Below are 21683 nucleotides of genomic sequence, written 5' to 3' on the forward strand. Positions count from 1 at the left end.
GGAGCATCAATGAACGAGCAGCAAATTCTCTTGGCATTTGGCGGGATCGGCGCGGCGGCGCTGGGTTGTCAGTGGCTGGCATGGCGCCTGAAGCTGCCGGCCATTCTGTTTCTGCTGCTGACCGGCATTTTGGCCGGCCCGCTGCTGGGTTGGCTCGACCCGCAGGAAATGTTCGGCCCGCTGCTGATGCCACTGGTGTCGCTGGCAGTGGCGCTGATTCTGTTCGAAGGCAGCCTGACCCTGCACCTGTCGGAATGGAAAGAGATCGGCAGCGTCGTTCATCGACTGGTGACCCTCGGTGCGATTTCGACCTGGATCGTCATCGCGGTCGCCACGCACTTTCTGCTGGGCTTCGACTGGATGCTGGCGATTCTGTTTGGCAGCCTGACGCTGGTCACCGGTCCGACCGTAATCGTGCCGATGCTGCGGGTGGTGCGGCCAAAAGCCTCGATCGCCAACATCCTGCGCTGGGAAGGCATCGTCATCGATCCGATCGGCGCTCTGCTCGCGGTGGTGGTATACAGCTTCATCATCGCCAGCGCTGAAGGCCATGGCCTCAAGCAAAGTCTCTTCACCTTCGGCGGGGTGATTCTCTGCGGCGCCGTGTTTGGTGTCGTCGGGGGTTGGCTGCTGGGGACGGTGATCCGACGTCAGTGGCTGCCGGAATACTTGCATAACCTGGCCTCGCTGGCAGCCGTGCTGGCGATCTTCATCGGTGCCAACCAGGTGATGCATGAGTCCGGCCTGCTGGCGGTGACGCTGATGGGCATGTGGCTGGCCAACATGAAAGGCGTGGACGTGCGGCACATCCTGCACTTCAAGGAAAACCTCAGCGTGTTGCTGATTTCCGGGCTGTTCATCCTGCTCGCGGCGCGCCTGGATCTGAACGCTTTGCTTGGTCTGGGACCGTTGGTGTTGATTCTGCTGCTGGTGATCCAGCTGATCGCCCGTCCGTTGAATGTTTTGCTTAGCACCGCCGGTTCCAGTCTCAGCTGGCGCGAACGGGCGTTGCTGTGCTGGATCGCGCCGCGCGGAATCGTCGCTGCGGCTGTCTCGGCGATTTTCGCGATTCGCCTGGATGAATCCGGACATGAAGGCGCCCTGCTCCTGGTGCCGCTGACCTTTGCGGTAATCATCGGCACCGTGGTTTTGCAAAGCGCAACGGCGCGACCGCTGGCACGGCTGCTAAAGGTCGCTGAACCGGCGCCGAGCGGTTTTCTGATCGTTGGTGCCAATGGCCCGGCCCGTGAATTGGGCAAGTCGCTGCAACAGCTGGGCAGTCGCGTGCTGCTGACCGATTCGAGCTGGGAGAATATCCGCGCGGCACGCATGGAAGGCTTGCCGACCTATTTCGGCAACCCGGCGTCGCAGCATGCCGACGCGCATCTGGACCTGGTGGGGTTGGGGCATTTGCTGGCACTGTCACCGTCGGGCGAGCTGAACACATTGGCGGCGATGCGCTTTCGTCATGACTTCGGTCATCAGCGCCTGTTCGGTCTGGCGAGCGGCCATGAAAGCCGCCGCAGCGACAAGCACCGCGCAAGCCTGGAACACCGGGGCAATCAATTGGGCAGTGAGGCACTGACCTATTCGAAACTGGCCGGCCAGATGGGCCAGGGAGCGGAGCTTTACAGCACGACATTGACGGACGGCTTCGGCTGGGAGGATTACCAAGCGCTGCACGGCAATCGCGCGACGCTGCTGTTCATGCGTGATGACAGCGGCTGGGTGCATGTGGTGACACCGGAAACGGCGTTGAAACCGGGGGCTGGGTGGACGTTGCTGGCGTTGATTCAACCGCAAGGTTCCAGCGCCTGATGGATCGATTCGCGAGCAGGCCCCACATTCGGACTTCTGTGGGAGCGAGCCTGCTCGCGAAGGCCGCGACTCGGTCACAGATAGACTGAAGATCCTTGCAGCACAAATCCCGGGCAACAAAAAAGCAGCCCGTAGGCTGCTTTTTTCTGCATCGGAAGCTGGGCTTAAGCCAGTTTTTCCTTGATGCGTGCTGCTTTACCCGACAGGTCGCGCAGGTAGTACAGCTTGGCTTTACGTACGTCACCGCGACGTTTAACAGCCATGCTGTCGATCTGCGGGGAGTAGGTCTGGAAAGTACGTTCTACGCCAACACCGTTGGAGATTTTACGAACGGTGAACGCACTGTTCACGCCGCGGTTACGCTTGGCGATTACAACGCCTTCGAACGCTTGCAGACGGGAACGATCGCCTTCCTTCACTTTCACCTGAACGACAATAGTGTCGCCTGGGGCGAAGGTAGGGATTTCTTTGGTCATCTGCTCTGCTTCGAGTGCAAGGATGATTTTGTTGGTCATGCTGTGCTCCTAAGGTAAATCGTTCGATCTACCATCGATACGTTGTTAACTATCGTCCCGCTCGCGGATGTATTCCTCGAGCAGCTTCTTCTCTTCTCCAGAAAGCGAGCGGCTTTCCAGAAGATCGGCGCGTCGTTCATAGGTCCGACCAAGGGACTGCTGTAAACGCCAACGCCGGATATGCGCGTGATTGCCACTCAGCAACACGTCGGGAACACGCTGATCCGCATACACCTCCGGTCGGGTGTAGTGCGGGCAATCCAGCAGACCATCCGTAAAGGAATCTTCCTCAGCGGAATCCGCATGCCCTAAAGCTCCAGGCAGCAGTCGTGTAACCGCATCGATCAGGACCATGGCCGGCAGCTCGCCGCCAGACAGTACATAGTCGCCAATCGACCACTCTTCATCGACATGAGCCTCAATAAAGCGCTCGTCAATGCCTTCGTAGCGGCCGGCAATCAGGATCAATGCATCCGATTGTGCCAGCTCGCGTACCGCCGACTGAGTCAGTTGACGGCCTTGGGGGGACAGGTAAATCACCTTCGCCGCCTCCCCGGCTGCTGCCTTGGCCTGAGCCAGCGCATCTTCCAGGGGCTTGATCTTCATCACCATGCCCGGACCACCGCCAAACGGGCGATCGTCCACAGTGTGATGCCGATCCGTCGTGTAATCTCGCGGATTCCAACAGGTCAGGTGCAAGAGCCCCTGTTTGACCGCACGACTGGTGATGCCGTAATCGCCAATGGCGGAAAACATCTCGGGAAACAAACTGATCACTTCTACGCGCAAGTTAGCCACGTTCAGAAGTCCGCGTCCCAATCCACCTTCATCTCGCCCGCTTCCAGGTCGACGGCCAACACGCATTGCTCCGTATAGGGCAACAGGCGTTCGCGATCATCCAGGCTGCCAGCGCAAGGCTTGACGACCATTACATCATTGGCGCCGGTTTCCAGAAGATGATCGATTTTCCCGAGCAGTTGCCCAAGGGTGTCGATGACCTTCAGACCTTCCAGCTGGTACCAGTAGTACTCGCCTTCGGTCAATTCAGCGAACAGGTTGCGCGGCACGCAGATCTCATAACCGGCCAGAAGACGAGCTTCTTCACGATCATCGAGACCCTTGAGCTTGGCGACCAGGAACTTGTCGCTCCCGCGTCCACTGACCAGCTCGACCTGTTTGACATTGCCTTCGCGCTTGAGCGTCCAGGTTTTGTACTGCAACAGGTTTTCAGTCGGATCAGTAAAGGAATAAACCTTCACTTCGCCGCGAACGCCATGAACAGAATAAATTTTGCCAATAACGATCAAATCATCGGCAGGGGCTGGCGTCGCGTTCATATTGCTCAGGCCGCAGCCTTGGCAGATTCCTTCAACAACTGAGCAACGCGCTCAGAAGGTTGTGCACCAACGCTCAGCCAGTAGGCAACGCGCTCTTGGTTCACGGACAGACGGATTTCCTGACCACGGGCAACAGGGTTGAAGAAACCAACCTGTTCTTTGTGGGAGCCGTCACGCGGGTTACGCGAGTCGGTTACGGTCAGGTGGTAAAACGGGCGCTTTTTGGAGCCGCCAAGGGCAAGACGGATTGTTAGCATGTGAACATCGTTCCTGTAGTCGGTGCTGCAAATCTAAATGCACAGCGGGCATGGGTGCCCGAAAGGCCGCATATTCTAAGGAATATCCGGACTTTTGCAAATGACTTTTTCCGGCGCCCATGGCATGCCGTGCAGATTTGCATAGAGAGCCGTCGATAAAAACGGCCAGTCAGCTCCCGCCGAGTGCGGGTTTGCTGTTGATCCTGCGTCCTTGCAGGGTCTGCGCCGGTGCGACGACCGGCGAAGTCTTTACATTTTCGGCATGCCGCCGCCGGGCAACATACCGCCCATGCCGCGCATCATTTTTGCCATACCGCCCTTGGCGGTGAATTTCTTCATCATCTTCTGCATCTGCTTGTGCTGCTTGATCAAGCGGCCGATGTCCTGCACCTGCGTGCCGGAACCCATGGCGATCCGGCGCTTGCGCGAACCGCTGATCAGCTCAGGGTCGCGGCGCTCGGCCGGGGTCATGGAATTGATGATGGCTTCCATCTGCTTGAACTGCTTCTCTGCGGCGTTCTGGGCATTGCCCATCTGCGACAGGTTGACGCCGCCGATGCTCGGCAGTTTGTCCATGAGCCCGCCGAGGCCGCCCATGTTCTTCATCTGTTGCAGCTGATCGCGGAAGTCTTCGAGGTCGAAGCCCTTGCCCTTCTTCAGCTTCTTGGCCAGTTTGTCGGCCTTGTCCTTGTCCAGCGTCGCTTCGGCCTGCTCGATCAGGCTGAGCACGTCGCCCATGCCGAGGATCCGCGAGGCGATACGCTCAGGGTGGAACGGATCGAGCGCTTCGCTCTTCTCGCCCATACCGATGAACTTGATCGGCTTGCCGGTGATGGCGCGCACCGACAGCGCGGCACCGCCACGGGCGTCGCCGTCGACCTTGGTCAGGATCACACCGGTCAGCGGCAGCGCATCGCCGAACGCCTTGGCCGTGTTGGCGGCGTCCTGACCGGTCATGGCGTCGACCACGAACAGGGTTTCGACCGGGTTGATCGCGGCGTGCAGCGCCTTGATCTCGCCCATCATCTCTTCGTCGATGTGCAGACGACCGGCGGTATCGACGATGACCACGTCGATGAATTTCAGTTTTGCTTCTTTAATAGCCGCATTGGCGATGTCGACCGGCTTCTGGCTCAGGTCGGACGGGAAGAATGTCACGCCGATGTCGTTGGCCAGGGTTTCCAACTGCTTGATCGCGGCCGGACGGTAAATGTCCGCAGACACGACCATGACCGACTTCTTCTTGCGCTCTTTAAGAAAGCGCGCCAGTTTGCCGGCGGTGGTGGTTTTACCCGCGCCCTGCAGACCGGCCATCAGAATCACGGCTGGCGGAACGGCACTCAGGTTGAGGTCTTCGTTGGCCGCACCCATCAGGCTTTCGAGTTCGGCCTGGACGATCTTCACGAATGCCTGGCCCGGCGTCAGGCTGCGCGACACCTCGGTGCCGACAGCGCGCTCCTTGACCGAATTGACGAAGTCCTTGACCACCGGCAATGCGACGTCAGCTTCGAGCAACGCCATGCGCACTTCACGCAGGGTGTCTTTGATATTGTCCTCGGTCAGCTTCGCCTTGCCGGTGACATGGCGCAGCGTCTGCGAGAGACGGTCGGTTAAGTTTTCAAACATTGCGCGATCCTTTCAGGCCCTGTACGAACCGGGATAATGGCGGCCCAGACCGGAATCAACATGTGCTCGGCGAGCCTGCGGCGTGGGCAGGTCGCGGATTATAGCGAAGACTGCGGCCGGCGGACACCTCGCCGTCAGCTTGGGGAGTCTTTCGTGCCGTGGCGGTTCTATGCCAAACTCAGCGCCTTTCGGGCTCGCCTAACAGGATTTATGCTCCCCTTGTCACCCAGTTTGCTGACCACCCTCGCCGCCGCCCTGCTCTATGCCGCTGCGACCGTCTATCAAAGCACCCGCCTGGCCACCGGCGCCAAGGCGAACAAGCGCCTGCTGGTCAGCCTCGGCGTCTTCGCCGTGCTCGCCCACGGCGCCAGCCTGCTTACACATCTATTGACCCCGATCGGCCTTGGCCTGGACTTTTTCAGTGCGTCCAGTCTGATCGCTGCTGCGGTAATCGCCCTGACCCTGCTCGCCTGTTCGCGGATCCCGGTGGAAAACCTGCTGGTGCTGCTGTTCCCGCTGGGCGCGATCACGGTATTGCTGGCGCAGTTCGCTCCGACCGGCACGGTGCAGATCATCGATGAAGAGCCTGGCATTCTCGCGCACATTCTATTGTCGATCCTCGCTTACGGCATGTTCACCATCGCCGTGTTCCAGGCGTTGCTGCTGCTGGTTCAGGACCATCAGCTCAAGCACAAGCACCCGTCCGGGCTGATCAAGAACTTCCCGCCCCTGCAAACCATGGAAAGCCTGCTGTTCGGCTTTCTCTGGGCCGGCTGGACGCTACTGTCGCTATCGCTGATTTCCGGCTGGCTGTTCGTCGAGAACCTGTTCGCTCAGCACTTGGTGCACAAGACCCTGCTGGCCTGCCTGGCATGGATCGTCTTCAGCGTGCTGTTGTGGGGCCGCAACCGTCTGGGCTGGCGCGGCCACAAGGCGATTCGCTGGACCCTCGCCGGTTTCTGCCTGCTGATGCTGGCGTACTTCGGCAGCAAACTGGTTCGTGAATACATTCTGCACATCTGACGGGCGGCATAAATGGACGGTTTGCCCATAGGGCCGATGCTCGCGGTATTTGTCCTGCTGATTTTATGGTCAGGGCTGTTTACCGCCGTCGAAATCGCGCAGCAGCACCTGCTTGCGCAACGTATCGCCTCGCGCGCCAGCGATAAACCGCTGGCGAAGCTGAGCTTCCCGCTCGACAGCCTGATCCTCTGCAACACCCTGTGCCGCGCCCTCGCAGTGATCATCGCGACGTTGCTGGCGATTTTCCTCTGCGAAGAAAACGGCCCGTGGGCGGCGTGCCTGGGCGCCGGTGGCATCCTGTTGGTGTTCGCCGATTATTTCCCGCGCACCGTGGCTCGGCGCTATCCGGATGCCGTGCTGGCGTTCGGCAATGCCCTGCTGACCGTGCCGATGAAAATCGTCTACCCCTTTGCGTGGCTGTTCAGCCGGGTCAGCGCTTTGTTGATGACCCCGTTCACGCGCAAGGCTCAGGTGGTGCAACAGAGCGAGGACGAGTTGCCGGCCGATCACGATGAGGATCACGACCATCCGGTCCGCACCCACCCGGTGTCGGGCATTCATGCGCTGGACAACATCACGGTCAACGACATTCTGGTGCCGCGCAGTGACGTCGACGGCATCAACCTCGACGATTCGATCGAAGAGATCATCGAGCAACTGCGCGAGAACAAGCGCACGCGTCTGCCGGTGTTTCACAGTGACATCAATCAGGTCGAAGCGGTGCTCAACACCCGCCAGATCGGCCATTTGCTGAGCAACGGCGGATTGACCCGCGAGGCACTGCTGGCCGCCAGCTACGAGCCTTACTTCGTCCCGGAAAGCACGCCGCTGCAACTGCAACTGCTGAACTTCCACAAGCAGCAACGCCGTCTCGGCATGGTCGTGGACGAGTACGGTGAAGTGCTGGGCATCGTCACCCTTGAAGACATTCTCGAAGAGATCGTCGGCGAATTCGAAAGCGAGCACAGCCTCGACAACCCGCACATCCATCCCCAAGCCGACGGGCGTATGGTGATCGATGGCGCCGCATCGATCCGCGACCTGAACAAGTGCCTGGGCTGGCACCTGCCGAGCGACGGGCCGAAGACGCTCAACGGCCTGGTCACCGAAGCGCTGGAAACCATTCCGGAAAGCGCGGTGTGCCTGAAGATCGGGCGTTATCGACTGGAAATCCTCGAGACCGAGGAGAACCGGGTGAGCAAGGTGCTGATCTGGCTGACCTCATCGGTGCCTGCTCTGGTGCCTGCTCGATAAAGCTGCATTGTTTGCGCTTGTTTGATCGTTAGCCCCCTTCCTATAATCGAGGCGCTTACCCAAGCGCCGTCGATCCCTGTGCCTACCCGGCACTGCCCGGATCCTGACTGTTTCCGCTGCAAACCGACGACTGTTCCTACTCGAAACAGCGCTCGCGCCCTACCCCACATCCCTGGGTGTTCGACCATAATAATTCGCTCCACTGGAGCTCATGACTGTCAGGGATCACCGCATGACGACCCATACCGCTTACAGCGAAACCGCGCCTGCCCAGCCGACCAATTCCGCCACCCGCGTGGCCACGGCAAGCTTCATCGGCACCGCCATCGAGTTCTACGACTTCTACGTTTACGCCACTGCTGCGGCGCTGGTGATCGGGCCGGTGTTCTTTCCGCAGACCTCCGGCACCGCGCAGATGCTTTCCGCTTTTCTCACTTTCGGCATTGCCTTCCTCGCCCGACCACTGGGTTCGGCACTGTTTGGCCACTTCGGCGACCGTATCGGCCGTAAATCGACGCTGGTCGCCTCACTGCTGTTGATGGGCGTGTGCACCACCTTGATTGGCGTGTTGCCGGGCTACGACAGCATTGGTGCCTGGGCGCCGATTCTGCTGTGTGTGCTGCGTTTCGGTCAGGGCCTGGGCCTTGGCGGCGAATGGGGTGGCGCAGCGCTGCTGGCCACGGAAAACGCACCGAAGGGCAAACGCGCCTGGTTCGGCATGTTCCCGCAGCTCGGGCCATCGATTGGTTTTCTTGCTGCCAACGGCCTGTTCCTGACCTTGGCCATGACCTTGGATAACGAACAGTTCCGCAGTTGGGGCTGGCGTATTCCGTTTCTGCTCAGTGCGGCGCTGGTGATGGTCGGCCTGTATGTGCGCCTGAAATTGCATGAAACGCCAGTGTTCGCCAATGCGATCGCCCGTCAGGAGCGAGTCAAGGTGCCGCTGGTCGAGTTGTTCAGCCAATACTGGGCGCCGACCCTGCTCGGGGCGGCGGCGATGGTGGTCTGCTATGCACTGTTCTATATCTCGACGGTGTTTTCCCTGAGCTATGGCGTATCGACGCTGGGTTACAGCCGCGAGACTTTCCTTGGCCTGCTGTGCTTTGCCGTGTTGTTCATGGCCGCCGCGACGCCTTTGTCGGCCTGGGCCAGCGACCGTTACGGGCGCAAACCGGTGCTGATCATCGGTGGCGTGCTGGCGATTCTGTCCGGATTTCTCATGGAGCCATTGCTAACGCAGGGCTCGACCTGGGGCGTGGCGCTGTTTCTGTGCATCGAGCTGTTTTTGATGGGCGTGACATTCGCACCGATGGGCGCGCTGTTGCCTGAGCTGTTTCCGACCCACGTGCGTTATACCGGCGCTTCAGCGGCGTACAACCTCGGCGGCATCGTCGGAGCCTCGGCGGCGCCGTTCTTTGCGCAGAAGCTGGTGGCGATGGGCGGGTTGAGCTATGTCGGCGGGTATGTGTCGGCGGCGGCGGTTTTGAGTCTGATTGCGGTGCTGTGCTTGAAGGAGACGCGCAATAACGATCTGAGTCGGGTTGCCTGACGGAAGGTAAAAAGCTTCGCGAGCAGGCTCGCTCCCACAGGGAAATGCATTCCAAATGTGGGAGCGAGCCTGCTCGCGAATGTATGCCGCAACTCGGTTTACAGCTCGACAACAACCGCCTGCGACGCACGGGTCGCCTTGGCACGTGCAGCCTCGATCGACTCATCACGGGCCAGCGCCACGCCCATGCGGCGCTGACCGTTCACTTCCGGCTTGCCGAACAGACGCAGCGCGGTGTCCGGCTCGCTCAACGCAGCGCCCAGGTTGGCAAATGCGGTCTGGGTCGACTGCCCTTCCACCAGAATCACTGCCGACGCCGACGGGCCGAACTGACGGATCAGCGGCACCGGCAGGCCGAGAATGGCGCGGGCATGCAGGGCGAATTGCGACAGGTCCTGGGAAATCAGCGTGACCAGACCGGTGTCATGCGGCCGTGGCGACACTTCGCTGAACCACACCTGATCACCTTTGATGAACAGCTCGACGCCGAACAGACCACGGCCACCCAGCGCTTCAGTGACTGCTTTGGCAACGCGCTCGGATTCAGCCAGAGCAATCGGGCTCATGGCCTGCGGCTGCCAGGATTCCTGATAGTCGCCCTTCTCCTGACGGTGCCCCACCGGTGCGCAGAACGTGGTGCCGCCAATGTGGCGCACGGTCAGCAGGGTGATTTCGTAGTCAAAGTCGATGAAGCCTTCGATGATCACCCGACCTTTGCCGGCGCGACCGCCCTCTTGCGCGTAATCCCAGGCTTTCTGTACGTCATCGGCGCTGCGCAGCAGGCTCTGGCCCTTGCCCGACGAACTCATCACCGGCTTGACCACGCAAGGGAAACCCAGGTCCTGAACGGCTTTGCTGTAGTCCTCGAAGGTGTCGGCGAAGTGGTACGGCGAGGTCGGCAGGTCCAGCTCTTCGGCAGCCAGACGACGAATACCTTCGCGGTTCATGGTCAGCTGCGCCGCACGCGCGGTCGGAATCACGGTGAAGCCTTCGGCTTCCAGCTCGACCAGCGTGGCGGTAGCGATGGCTTCGATTTCCGGCACGATGAAGTGCGGCTTCTCGGCTTCGATCACTGCACGCAGAGCAGCGCCGTCGAGCATGTTGATCACGTGGCTGCGATGGGCGACTTGCATGGCCGGCGCGTTGGCGTAGCGGTCGACGGCAATCACTTCAACGCCCAGGCGCTGCAGTTCGATTACCACTTCCTTGCCCAACTCACCACAGCCACACAGCAATACGCGGGTCGCGGTTGGCGACAATGGAGTTCCGATACGGGTCATCTCAGGTCCTCAAAGGAAGCGGATCATCGAGGAAAGCCACGCAGGTGCGCTTTCCATGGGGAGAAAGCGCGGCATTTTACATGAACCCGAGGGTTTGGCTTCAGCTGGCGACAGCCTGTTTGCGATCACGCCAGGCCATGATCAGCCAGACCGCGGTAACGCCGGCGAACTTGGAGGCCAGCGCGGTGATGATCACCGGCGGCGTCAAGGCGTCGATCATGCCGAAAAAGATGAAGGTATCCAGCGGAATGCTCAGCGCCGAACTGATCCACAGACGATCACGCAACGGCCGCTTGGTGATGCTGAACACCAGCCAGTCGATGCACTCGGAAACCGCGAACGCCGTGGCGCTGGCCAGCGCGATGGAAGGGTCGGACGTGATGTAGGAGAGCACCAGCGCCGCCAGCATCGCCACGATCGCGCCATGACCGAAGCGCGTTTGCACCATGTCGCGCAGCACGAACACCAGCCCGCCCCAGGCCGACCAGATGATGTCCAGGTGCGGTGCGGTGGAAAAGGCGAAGTTGATCAGCACGACGCTGCTGATGTAGGCGATGAGGAAGATCATGGAGGTGGCCTGTAAATGTGGCGCACAGGTTACTTGAGCGCTGGTATTGCGCCAATAGGTGCGGTGACAGGACCGACGTCTTCACGAGCAGGCTCGCTCCCACAGTGGAACGCATTTTCAAGGTGGGAGCGAGCCTGCTCGCGAAAGCGGTGGTTCAGACGCCTGACTTCGCGGGAATCATCCAGACCAATCCACTCGCCTTCGCCCGTTCATGACACAACCCCAGCACGACGCGGCGCTCGTCATTGTTCATGCGGCCCCAGCGGGTGATCTCCGCGACCGTGCGCTGGCACCCGGTGCAAACATCATCTTCGTCCAGCGCGCAGATATTCACGCAGGGAGAGGCGACTGGTCGTTCAACAGTCGTCATTGTTCCTGCTCGACCAGATCGCGGGCGTAACGCTGCGAGTTATGCACATAGTGCGCGGCGCTGGCTTCGAGCATATTCTTTTGCGCCTCGGTCAGTTCACGCACGACCTTGCCCGGCGAGCCCATCACCAGCGAACCGTCGGGAATTTCCTTGCCTTCGCCGATCAGCGAATTGGCGCCGATGATGCAGTTCTTGCCGATCTTCGCGCCGTTGAGAATCACTGCGTTGATACCGATCAGGCTGTAATCGCCGACCGTGCAACCGTGAAGCATCGCGTTGTGGCCGATGGTCACGCCGGTACCGATGGTCAGTGGATAGCCCATGTCGGTGTGCATCACCGTACCGTCCTGCACATTGCTGTTCTTGCCGACGAGGATCAGTTCGTTGTCGCCGCGCAACACAGCGTTGAACCAGACGTTGGCGCCCTCTTCCAGGCGAACCTTGCCCACCAGCACGGCATTGGGCGCGACCCAGCTCTGTGGATGGGTTTCGACACGGGCGTCGCCCAGGCGGTATTTCATTTTGTTTTCCTCAGGGCTCACGGCCGTTCGAACGACGGCTCAGGTATCGATAAAGCTTTTCGGCGGTCGGTGCAGGCTGATTTTGGCGTCATAGAGCAGGTTGATCAACTCGACGATCATGATTGCCGTCAGGCCCCAGATCTTGTACTCGCCGAAGCGATAGCTCGGCACGTACCAACTGCGGCCCTGATAATCGATGCGATGAGTATGCTCACGCGGGTCCTTGCGGAAGAATTCCAGCGGCACGCTGAAGACGGCGGCGATCTCGGCATCATTGGGCTGGTATTCGACAAAGTCGGGAATCACCCCGACATACGGCGTTACCTTGATGCCGTGCAGGGAGATCAGCGGACTCAGCGGGCCGATGACTTCGACCAGGCCCGGTGGCAGGCCGATCTCTTCTTCGGCTTCGCGCAGCGCGGTGAATATGAGGTCCGGATCTTCCGGGTCGCGTCGCCCTCCGGGGAAGGCAACTTCGCCGCCATGGGTCGAAAGCCCGCTGGCGCGCAGGGTCAGGACCAGTTCCGGTTCGTCACTGCGGGTGATCGGCACCAGCACGGCGGCTTCGGGGAAACGTGCGTCGGTCTCCAGCGTACGCGGTGTGTGGTTGCTTACCCTATGCAGTAGCTCGTCCAGCATGAGTGTTCTCGATCGGTGCCTTGCTCCGCATCATGCACCAATCAAAGCAAGCGCCCAAGCCCCCAAAACCCGTCGTGTCGCGAAACGACAACTTGCCGACCGGCCCCGCTGCACGCCAAGATAGGCGCAGCATTCAGGAACCCGAGCATGAAATTTTGCAGCCACTGCGGTAACCCGGTCACCCAGCGCATTCCCGAAGGCGACTCGCGGCTGCGATTTGTCTGCGACAGCTGTCAGACCATTCACTACCAGAACCCCAATATCGTCGCCGGTTGCGTGCCGACCTGGGGGACGAAAGTGCTGCTCTGCCGCCGCGCCATCGAGCCCCGTCTCGGTTACTGGACGCTACCTGCCGGCTTCATGGAAAACGGCGAGACCATCGAGCAGGCCGCCATCCGCGAAACCGCCGAAGAAGCCTGCGCCCGGGTGCGCAACCTGAGCATCTACACGCTGATCGACGTGCCGCATATCAGCCAGGTGCATGTGTTCTTCCGCGCCGAACTGGCCGATCTGCAATACGCGGCCGGGCCGGAAAGCCTTGAAGTGCAGCTGTTCGAAGAAGCCGACATTCCCTGGGACGAGCTGGCTTTCCGCACGGTCGGGCGCACGCTGGAATGTTTCTTTGCCGATCGGCGCAGCGAGGTTTACCCGGTGCGTTCGGAGTCGATTCCGCCACTGGTGCAGCCGGCGATCACTTGAGCTTCGCGGCACCCTGCCGATAACCACACCTGCATCTATCACTATGTGTCTGCGTCATTCTTGGGGAATCGTTTCAATGCGTTGGTTGCTTGCCCTGTTGTGCCTGTCGTTCGTCAGCGTTTCGCAAGCGTCATTCGTGACCACCGTGACGCCCTCGAACACTCCGCTGATCGAAAAAGTCCTGGTACTGAAATCGGCCCACCAACTGCAGTTGATTGCCGACGGCAAGCCGCTGAAGACCTATCGCATCTCCTTGGGCAAGGGTGCAAAGAAAGGCCCGAAACTGATCGAGGGCGACAAACGCACACCCGAAGGTTTCTATTGGATCGACTGGCGCAAGACCAGCGACAAATTCAACCTGTCGATGCACATCTCCTACCCGAACATCAGCGATGCCGCCCGCGCACGCCGTGAAGGTGTCGAGCCCGGCGGGATGATCATGATCCACGGCACCCCGGATTCAGCAGACAATCCGGAGCAGTTATTCCACACCCTCGACTGGACCGATGGCTGCATCGCCATGCGCAACGTCGACATGCGTGAAGTGTGGAATCTGGTACCGGACGGCACGATGATCGAGATTCGTCCGTAAACTCGACCGCTGGTCACCGCAACAAAAATAAATCAAAAGATCGCAGCCTGCGACGGCGCCTACAGGGGTGATACCACTCTCAACTGTAGAAGCTGTCGCAGGCTGCGATCTTTTGCTTTTTATGGTCCACCACTAATACCACTTTAAACATGACCCCTGACAACCGCCAATCCATTGGGCCAGACGCCATTTCATCGCGTTGACATGGTATTCAAGTGGTATTAGCTTCCGTCGCACAAGCGAGCCACAACAATCCTATACTCGCGACGGAAACGACCTACATGAACGACCTTCAAACCCTACGCCCCGATGACTCCCAGCCGACGCCGCTGTACTTGCAACTGGCGCGCAATCTGGAAGCGGCGATTCATGCCGGGCAGTGGAAGGCCGAACAGGCGATGCCGTCCGAGCGCAACCTCAGCGACCAGCTCGGCATCTCCCGGGTCACCGCACGCAAGGCTTTGGAAGTTTGCTTGAGCAAGGCCTGATCCGCCGCCTGCAAGGCTCGGGCACGTTCATCACCCCACGCCTGGAACAACCGCTGTCGCGTCTGTCCGGCTTCAGCGAAATGCTGCGCTTGAAAGGTTTCGTGCCGAGCTCGAAATGGCTGGAGCGGGAGATCACCCTGCCAACTCACGAAGAACTGATCCGCCTCGGCCTGTCGCCGAACGACAAGGTGGCGCGCATGAAACGCCTGCGCAAAGCCGATGACACGGTCATGGCGATCGAAATGAGCACCCTGCCCGCGTCGATCATGCCCAGGCCGCAAGCGGTGGGCGATTCGCTTTACGAATACCTCGACGGCATCGGCAAACCGATCGTCCGCGCCCTTCAGCACATCCAGGCAATCAACGCCTCGGACGAATTCGCCGCGCTGGTCGGCATCGCCCCCGGCACCGCCATGCTGCTGATGACCCGGGTCGGCTATCTGGAAGACAACACGCCGATCGAAGTCACCGACACCTATTGCCGCAACGACTACTACGACTTTGTTGCAGAGCTGCGCCGCTGAGCGCAACCCCAAGCGAGAACGAAAATGTCCGAAGACAACATCCTCACCGCCAGCGGCTGGGTTCGCGGCCGGCTGATTCACGAACACGGCAAGATCGTGTCGATCGAAGGCGTGCCCTGCGATCCGGCGGCTAACGATCTACCCTATCTGCTGCCGGGTTTCATCGACCTGCATGTGCACGGCGGCGGTGGCAAAGACATTATGGAAGGCGCCGAAGCCTTCGAAACCATCAGCAAAACCCACGTGCGCTTTGGCACCACCTCGCTGTTGGCCACGACCATGACCGCGCCGAGTGCGGAGATTTCCAGCGTCTTGAAAGAGGTAGGAGAATTCTGCAAACAGCGTCCGAAAGGCGCCGCGCGAGTGCTTGGCGTACACCTTGAAGGCCCTTACATCAACCCGGGAAAACTCGGCGCTCAACCGAACTTCGCCCACACCGCGTTGATGGCAGAAGTCGAAGAATATCTGGCGCTGGCACCGATCCGCGTCATCACCATTGCCCCGGAAATCGCCGGTCACGATGCATTGATTCGCGAGCTGAGCAGCCGTGGCATCCGCATGCAGATCGGCCACACCCTCGGCAGCTACGAGGAAGGCGTCGCTGCGCTGGCTGCCGGTGCCAGCAGTTTCACTCACCTCTATAACGCCATGAGCCCGCTGCATCACCGCGAGCCGGGCATCGTCGGCGCAGCACTGGCGCACGCCAAATACGCCGAGCTGATTCCCGATCTGTTGCACGTGCATCCCGGCGCCATTCGCGTGGCCCTGCGTTCGATCCCGTGCCTGTACTGCGTCACTGATTCGACCGCCGCCGCCGGCATGCCCGACGGTGAATACAAGCTTGGCAGCCACACCGTGACCAAATGCCTGGGCGGCGTGCGCCTGCCCGACGGCACGCTGGCCGGCAGCACCCTGACCATGGATCAGGCCCTGCGCAATCTGGTCAAGATCGGTCTGCCGATCGCCGAAGCCTCGCAGCGTCTGTCGCAATTTCCCGCCGACTACCTCGGCATCACCGAACGCGGGCGCCTTGCCCCCGGCGCCTGGGCCGACTGCGTGCGGCTCGATCGCTCACTCACACTGACCGCCGTCATGGTCGAAGGAGAAGACATTGACTTCAAAAATGCTTGAGGAGGCGCTGTCCTCGTTCGAGGCCGTGCAAGCCCAACTGCAACAGCTCGACGCGCCGATGATCGAGATCGCCGGGCGCCTGCGCCGTCAGCCGCCGCAAGTGGCGATGACCGTCGCCCGTGGCAGCTCCGACCACGCGGCGAGCTACTTCGCCTACCTGACCATGCAGCAACTGGGCGTGCCGGTGGCCTCGTTGCCGATGTCGGTGGTGACCATGCAGCAGGCGCCACTGAAAGTCAGCGGTCAGGTCGCCTTTGCGTTTTCGCAGTCGGGGCAGAGCCCGGATCTGGTCAACAGCCTGCGCCTGTTGCGCAAGCGTGGCGCGCTGAGCGTGTCGATGGTTAACGCTGCCGATTCGCCACTCGAAGCGGCCTGTGAATTCAGCCTGCCGCTGCTTGCCGGGACTGAAAGCAGCGTCGCTGCGACCAAAAGCTTTATCGCCACCCTCAGCGCCAGCGCGCGTTTGATCGCGCACTGGAAAGAGGACAGCGAATTGCTGCAAGCCCACGACGCGCTGCCAGAAGGCCTGCGCGAAGCGGCGAAACAGGACTGGAGCGTGGCCATCGAAGCCCTGCGCGATTGCGAGCGCCTGATGGTGATCGGCCGTGGCGCCGGTTTCGCCATTGCTCAGGAAGCCGCGCTGAAGTTCAAGGAAACCTCGGCGATTCAGGCCGAAGCGTTCAGCAGTGCCGAAGTCCGTCACGGCCCGATGGCACTGATCGACGAACACTATCCGCTGCTGGTTTTCGCCCCACGCGGCGCTGAGCAGGCCGGCCTGCTGAGCCTGGCGGCGGAAATGCGCCAGCGCGGCGCCCGGGTCTTGCTCGCCGCGCCGGATGACGTCAGCGAACGCGACCTGACCCTGAGCCGCGCCGAACACCCGGCCCTCGATCCGATTCTGGCGATCCAGAGCTTTTACGTGATGGCCGCAGGCCTGGCCGTGGCGCGGGGCATGGACCCGGATCAGCCGCGCCATTTGAGCAAAGTGACCCGCACGCACTGACAACTGCTGACGGATGTACCCGTGTAGGAGCTGCCGAAGGCTGCGATCTTTTGATCTCGACCCATAAAAACAAGATCAAAAGATCGCAGCCTTCGGCAGCTCCTACAGGGGACATCGAACCGAGATTCAACTGATGAGACCCAGCCATGCCCGACAACAATAAAGAGCTGACCCTCAGCGCCCCGCTCAGCGGCCCGGTGCTGACGCTCGCCAACGTCCCGGACGCGGTATTCGCCAGTGGCGCGATGGGCGACGGCATCGCCATCGACCCGCTCAACGACACGCTGTATTCGCCCTGCGCCGGCGTGGTCATCCACGTTGCGCGCAGCAGCCACGCGGTGACCGTTCGCGCCGACAACGGTGCGGAAATCCTCCTGCATTTGGGCCTCGACACCGTTGAACTGAACGGCGAAGGTTTCGCCATGCTGGTCAAGGAAAGCGATCGCGTCAGCCTTGGCCAGCCGCTGCTGCGCTATGACCTGGACAAGGTCGGTCAGCACTGCAAAAGCCTGGTCAGCCTGTTGATCCTGACCAACAGCGCGGATTTTCAGGTGCGGCCGATCACCCTCAAAGCGGTGAACGTCGGCGAGCCGTTGCTGCACATCATCGCGCGCAATGTTGTCGCGGCGAATACCGATATAAGCGCTGGGCCAGAGGTTCGTGGTCAAGTGCAGGTTGCTCATCGCGGCGGCTTGCATGCGCGCCCCGCTGCGCTGATCCGCCAGACCGCCCAGGGTTTCAGCAGCCACTCACAGCTGCACTTCAACGGCAAATCGGCGCCGTGCAACAGTCTGATCGGTTTGATGGGGCTGGCCATTGGTGAGCAGGATGAAGTGCAGGTCAGTTGTCAGGGGCCGGACGCCGATGCCGCATTGCAAGCTCTGCTCAGCGCATTGGCCACGGCGCTGCCGGACGATCATCACGGGCAAGCGCCGACCACCACCGCCGCGCTGAAACGTCCGGCCGAGGCTGGGGTGTTGCATGGTGTTTGCGCCGCGCCAGGGCTGGTCGCCGGGCCGTTGTTTCGCTTGAACGCGATCACCTTGCCGGCGGATACGGGCCATCACGATCCAGTGCAACAGCAGCAGACGCTTGAAACGGCATTGAACGCGGTGCGCAGCGAAATCGCCGCCACCCTCGCCCAGGCGAAAAAGCACAAGAACGCCGACGAAGAAGCGATCTTCGCTGCACACATGGCGCTGCTCGAAGACCCGGCCCTGCTCGACGCCGCGCATCAATTCATCGCACAAGGCACCGCTGCGACGCACGCCTGGAGTCAGTCGATCGACACCCAGTGCGACATGCTCCAAGGCACCGGCAGTCCGCTGCTGGCCGAACGTGCCAACGATTTGCGCGACCTCAAGCAACGCGTCCTGCGCGCCCTGCTTGGCGAGGCCTGGCAATACCAGGTGCCGGCCGGCGCCATTGTTGCCGCCCACGAACTGACGCCATCGGATCTGCTGCAACTCAGCGCGCAAGGTGTCGCCGGGTTGTGCATGGCCGAGGGCGGCGCGACCTCGCACGTAGCGATTCTGGCGCGCGGCAAAGGCCTGCCGTGCATCGTCGCTTTGGGCGCGCAATTGCTTGAGCAGCCGCAAGATCAGGCCGTGGTGCTCGACGCTGAGGGCGGTCGTCTCGAATTGACGCCAAACGCCGAGCGCCTGGCCGAAGTGCAACAGGCGCAGATCGAGCGTCAGCAGCGTCGCGAAAGCCAACAGGCCAAAGCCCATTTGCCCGCTGAAACGCGCAATGGCGTGCACATCGAAGTGGTCGCCAATGTCGCCTCAAGCAACGAAGCAGCAGACGCTTTTGCCAACGGTGCCGATGGCGTCGGCCTGTTGCGCACCGAGTTTCTCTTCGTTGATCGCCAGACGGCACCGGACGTCGAAGAACAGCGCAGCGCCTATCAAGCGGTGATCGATGCCATGGGCGACAAGTCAGTGATCATCCGCACCATCGACGTCGGCGGCGACAAGCAACTCGACTACCTGCCGCTGCCCGCCGAGGCCAACCCAGTGCTCGGTCTGCGCGGCATTCGGCTGGCCCAGGCGCGCCCGGAAATTCTCGATCAGCAACTGCGCGCGCTGCTGCAGGTCAAGCCGTTGTCGCGTTGCCGGATTCTGTTGCCGATGGTCACCGAGGTCGACGAACTGCTGCACATCCGCCAGCGCGTCGATGCCTTGCGCCTTGAGCTGGGCATTACCGAGCGCCCGGAAATCGGCGTGATGATCGAAGTCCCCGCCGCCGCGCTGCAAGCCGAACAACTGGCCGAACACGCCGACTTTCTCTCGATCGGCACCAACGATCTGTCGCAATACACCCTGGCCATGGACCGCGATCACGCCGGGCTGGCGGCGCGGGTCGATGCCCTGCATCCGGCGTTGCTGCGTCTGATCGCCATGACCTGCGAAGGCGCGGCGGTGCACAAGCGCTGGGTCGGTGTCTGCGGCGCCCTCGCCTCCGACCCGCTGGCCACGCCGGTGCTGATCGGCCTCGGCGTCACCGAACTGTCGGTGAGCCCGGTGCAGATCGGTGAAATCAAGGACCGCGTACGCCAGTTGCATGAAGCCGAATGTCAGCGCCTGAGCCGCGACTTGCTCAAGCTGTCCAGCGCCGCCGCCGTTCGCCACGCCTGTCATCAACATTGGCCTCTGCGCTAACAAAAACAAAAAGGACAAACGCCATGTACCAACTCTTCATCGAAGGCCTGCAACGCCTGGGCCGCGCGCTGATGCTGCCGATCGCGATCCTGCCGATTGCCGGCCTGCTGCTGCGCCTGGGCGACACGGACCTGTTGAACATCGCGATCATTCACGATGCCGGACAAGTGATCTTCGCCAACCTGGCGATGATCTTTGCCATCGGCATCGCCGTCGGTTTCGCCAAGGACAACAACGGCACCGCCGGCCTGGCCGGGGTGATCGGTTATCTGGTGATGATCTCCACGCTCAAGGTGCTCGACTCGACCATCAACATGGGCATGCTCGCCGGGATCGTCAGCGGCCTGATGGCCGGTGCGCTGTACAACCGCTTCAAGGACATCAAGTTGCCGGAGTATCTGGCGTTCTTCGGTGGCCGGCGTTTTGTGCCGATTGTCACCGGGTTCGCGGCGGTGGGTCTGGGCGTGCTGTTCGGCTATATCTGGCCGCCGATCCAGCAGGGCATCAACGCGTTCGGCGCGCTGATGATGGAAAGCGGCAGCATCGGCGCCTTCGTCTTCGGCGTGTTCAACCGCCTGCTGATCGTCACCGGCCTGCACCACATCCTCAACAACATGGCGTGGTTCGTCTTCGGCAACTTCACCGACCCGACCACGGGCGCCTTGGTGACCGGCGATCTGTCGCGGTATTTTGCCGGCGATCCGAAGGGCGGCCAGTTCATGACCGGCATGTTCCCGATGATGATCTTCGGCCTGCCCGCCGCGTGCCTGGCGATGTACCGCAACGCTTTGCCGGAGCGGCGCAAGGTGATGGGCGGGATCTTCCTGTCGATGGCGCTGACATCGTTTCTCACCGGTGTTACCGAGCCAATCGAATTTGCCTTCATGTTTCTCGCGCCGCTGCTGTTCCTCCTGCACGCGCTGCTGACCGGGCTGTCGATGGCGATCACCAACGGCTTGAACATTCATCTGGGCTTCACCTTTTCCGGTGGCTTCATCGACATGATTCTCGGCTGGGGCAAGTCGACCAATGGCTGGCTGGTGGTGCCGGTCGGGCTGGCTTATGCGGTCATCTATTACCTGGTCTTCGACTTCTGTATCCGCCGCTTCAATCTGAAGACACCGGGGCGCGAAGACGTCGCCAGCGCCGAAAAAGCCGTGCTCTCGGAAACCGAACGCGCCAGTGCGTATATCAAAGCCCTGGGCGGCGCAGAGAATCTGCTCACCGTCGGCGCCTGCACGACCCGACTGCGCCTGGAGATGGTCGATCGCAACAAAGCCTCGGATGCCGAACTAAAAGCGCTGGGCGCGATGGCGGTGGTGCGCCCGGGCAAGGGCGGCAGTTTGCAGGTCGTGGTCGGGCCGCTTGCTGACAGCATTGCCGATGAGATTCGCTTGGCCATGCCTGCGCTGGGCCGAACAGCATTGGTGGAAACCGCAGTGGTTGCCGATGAGCCGAAGAGCGTTGCGCTTACCCGCAACGAGGCGCAGCAATGGCTGGATGCACTGGGCGGTCGCGACAATGTGCTGCAACTCGATTGCATCGCCATGACCCGCATTCGCCTGCAACTGGCCGATGCCAAGGCATTGTCCGATGCGCAGCTCAAAGCGCTCGGCTGCTTGGGTGTCAGCCAGTTGGACGGCGGCGTCTGGCATTTGCTGGTGGGGGACAAGGCCGCGAGTTTGAGCGGGGCGATCGAGACATTGCTGAGTCGCGGGGAGGTCAGCGCGCAGGTTTGATCTGCGCCGGTGGCGGGAGGGCTGGAGCGGGCGGGGAAAATCCGGCCCGCGCACGATACATGGATACCACCCTCCTCCACGCCCCGCTCG

20 protein-coding genes and 1 pseudogene are annotated in these 21683 nt (G+C 61.2%); 11 read left to right on the plus strand and 10 right to left on the minus strand.

The features are described from left to right. Positions 1–9 precede the first annotated feature (9 nt). Positions 10–1818, plus strand: coding sequence for a sodium:proton antiporter (locus D8U71_RS19050; protein WP_130888424.1), 1809 nt, complete (start codon positions 10–12; stop codon positions 1816–1818). A 164-nt stretch (positions 1819–1982) separates the two neighbouring features. Here D8U71_RS19050 and rplS read toward each other — a convergent pair whose 3' ends face one another. The 5 genes from rplS to ffh form a co-directional block, all read right to left on the minus strand. Further along, entirely contained in the window at positions 1983–2333 is a 351-nt protein-coding gene (gene rplS, locus D8U71_RS19055; protein WP_003175895.1) for a 50S ribosomal protein L19, read from the minus strand. Between the two features lie 45 nt (positions 2334–2378). Then, on the minus strand, positions 2379–3131 hold the full coding sequence (gene trmD / locus D8U71_RS19060) for a tRNA (guanosine(37)-N1)-methyltransferase TrmD (RefSeq protein WP_130888425.1): 753 nt from the start codon (positions 3129–3131) through the stop codon (positions 2379–2381). A 2-nt stretch (positions 3132–3133) separates the two neighbouring features. Then, entirely contained in the window at positions 3134–3670 is a 537-nt protein-coding gene (gene rimM / locus D8U71_RS19065; RefSeq protein WP_016771538.1) for a ribosome maturation factor RimM, read from the minus strand. A gap of 5 nt (positions 3671–3675) precedes the next feature. After that, positions 3676–3927, minus strand: coding sequence for a 30S ribosomal protein S16 (gene rpsP / locus D8U71_RS19070; RefSeq protein WP_003185073.1), 252 nt, complete (start codon positions 3925–3927; stop codon positions 3676–3678). 249 nt (positions 3928–4176) lie between these two features. After that, a complete protein-coding gene (gene ffh, locus D8U71_RS19075; protein ID WP_007967791.1) occupies positions 4177–5553 on the minus strand; it encodes a signal recognition particle protein in 1377 nt (458 codons plus the stop codon). Positions 5554–5763: 210 nt separating this feature from the next. Between ffh and ccsA the strand changes: the two genes are divergently transcribed. The 3 genes from ccsA to D8U71_RS19095 all read left to right on the plus strand — a co-directional run bounded on the left by ccsA (position 5764) and on the right by D8U71_RS19095 (position 9379). Continuing rightward, positions 5764–6576 (plus strand): cytochrome c biogenesis protein CcsA, encoded by an 813-nt coding sequence (gene ccsA / locus D8U71_RS19080; RefSeq protein WP_016771539.1) that lies wholly within the window; start codon positions 5764–5766, stop codon positions 6574–6576. A gap of 12 nt (positions 6577–6588) precedes the next feature. Beyond that, positions 6589–7830 (plus strand): CNNM domain-containing protein, encoded by a 1242-nt coding sequence (locus D8U71_RS19085; RefSeq protein ID WP_130888426.1) that lies wholly within the window; start codon positions 6589–6591, stop codon positions 7828–7830. Positions 7831–8062: 232 nt separating this feature from the next. Next, positions 8063–9379, plus strand: a complete 1317-nt coding sequence (locus tag D8U71_RS19095) for an MFS transporter (RefSeq protein ID WP_130888427.1) — start codon at positions 8063–8065, stop codon at positions 9377–9379. 98 nt (positions 9380–9477) lie between these two features. Here the strand turns inward: D8U71_RS19095 and purT are convergent, their stop codons facing one another. The 5 genes from purT to D8U71_RS19120 form a co-directional block, all read right to left on the minus strand. Continuing rightward, the gene (gene purT / locus D8U71_RS19100; RefSeq protein ID WP_024011715.1) at positions 9478–10659 is read right to left on the minus strand and encodes a formate-dependent phosphoribosylglycinamide formyltransferase; all 1182 of its coding nucleotides are present in this window, start codon (positions 10657–10659) and stop codon (positions 9478–9480) included. Between the two features lie 100 nt (positions 10660–10759). Beyond that, a complete protein-coding gene (locus D8U71_RS19105; RefSeq protein WP_016771544.1) occupies positions 10760–11227 on the minus strand; it encodes a VUT family protein in 468 nt (155 codons plus the stop codon). 154 nt (positions 11228–11381) lie between these two features. Further along, positions 11382–11597 carry a DUF1289 domain-containing protein gene (locus D8U71_RS19110; protein WP_039759143.1) on the minus strand — a complete coding sequence of 72 codons (216 nt, stop codon included), beginning with the start codon at positions 11595–11597 and terminating at the stop codon, positions 11382–11384. Next, entirely contained in the window at positions 11594–12118 is a 525-nt protein-coding gene (locus tag D8U71_RS19115) for a gamma carbonic anhydrase family protein (protein ID WP_130888428.1), read from the minus strand. Before D8U71_RS19115 ends, D8U71_RS19110 begins: the two co-directional genes overlap by 4 nt. Positions 12119–12157: 39 nt before the next feature. Next, positions 12158–12757, minus strand: coding sequence for a CoA pyrophosphatase (locus D8U71_RS19120; protein ID WP_016771547.1), 600 nt, complete (start codon positions 12755–12757; stop codon positions 12158–12160). A 147-nt stretch (positions 12758–12904) separates the two neighbouring features. Here D8U71_RS19120 and D8U71_RS19125 point away from each other — a divergent pair, with 147 nt between their 5' ends. The 7 genes and pseudogenes from D8U71_RS19125 to nagE all read left to right on the plus strand — a co-directional run bounded on the left by D8U71_RS19125 (position 12905) and on the right by nagE (position 21593). Next, complete coding sequence (locus D8U71_RS19125; protein WP_016771548.1) at positions 12905–13456, plus strand: NUDIX hydrolase; 552 nt, start codon at positions 12905–12907, stop codon at positions 13454–13456. Between the two features lie 76 nt (positions 13457–13532). Beyond that, positions 13533–14048, plus strand: a complete 516-nt coding sequence (locus tag D8U71_RS19130; RefSeq protein WP_024011712.1) for a L,D-transpeptidase family protein — start codon at positions 13533–13535, stop codon at positions 14046–14048. A 281-nt stretch (positions 14049–14329) separates the two neighbouring features. After that, positions 14330–15060 (plus strand): annotated as a pseudogene (locus tag D8U71_RS19135) (GntR family transcriptional regulator). A 24-nt stretch (positions 15061–15084) separates the two neighbouring features. After that, positions 15085–16191, plus strand: a complete 1107-nt coding sequence (gene nagA / locus D8U71_RS19140; RefSeq protein ID WP_130888429.1) for an N-acetylglucosamine-6-phosphate deacetylase — start codon at positions 15085–15087, stop codon at positions 16189–16191. Beyond that, a complete protein-coding gene (locus tag D8U71_RS19145; RefSeq protein ID WP_110646986.1) occupies positions 16172–17194 on the plus strand; it encodes an SIS domain-containing protein in 1023 nt (340 codons plus the stop codon). The genes nagA and D8U71_RS19145 overlap by 20 nt, the downstream gene beginning before the upstream one ends. Positions 17195–17340: 146 nt before the next feature. After that, on the plus strand, positions 17341–19854 hold the full coding sequence (ptsP, locus tag D8U71_RS19155; protein ID WP_130888430.1) for a phosphoenolpyruvate--protein phosphotransferase: 2514 nt from the start codon (positions 17341–17343) through the stop codon (positions 19852–19854). A 23-nt stretch (positions 19855–19877) separates the two neighbouring features. Then, complete coding sequence (gene nagE, locus D8U71_RS19160) at positions 19878–21593, plus strand: N-acetylglucosamine-specific PTS transporter subunit IIBC (protein WP_130888431.1); 1716 nt, start codon at positions 19878–19880, stop codon at positions 21591–21593. The last annotated feature ends 90 nt before the right edge of the window (positions 21594–21683 follow it).

It is taken from the genome of Pseudomonas sp. Sample_21, assembly GCF_004307525.1.
Taxonomy (GTDB): Bacteria; Pseudomonadota; Gammaproteobacteria; order Pseudomonadales; family Pseudomonadaceae; genus Aquipseudomonas; species Aquipseudomonas atacamensis.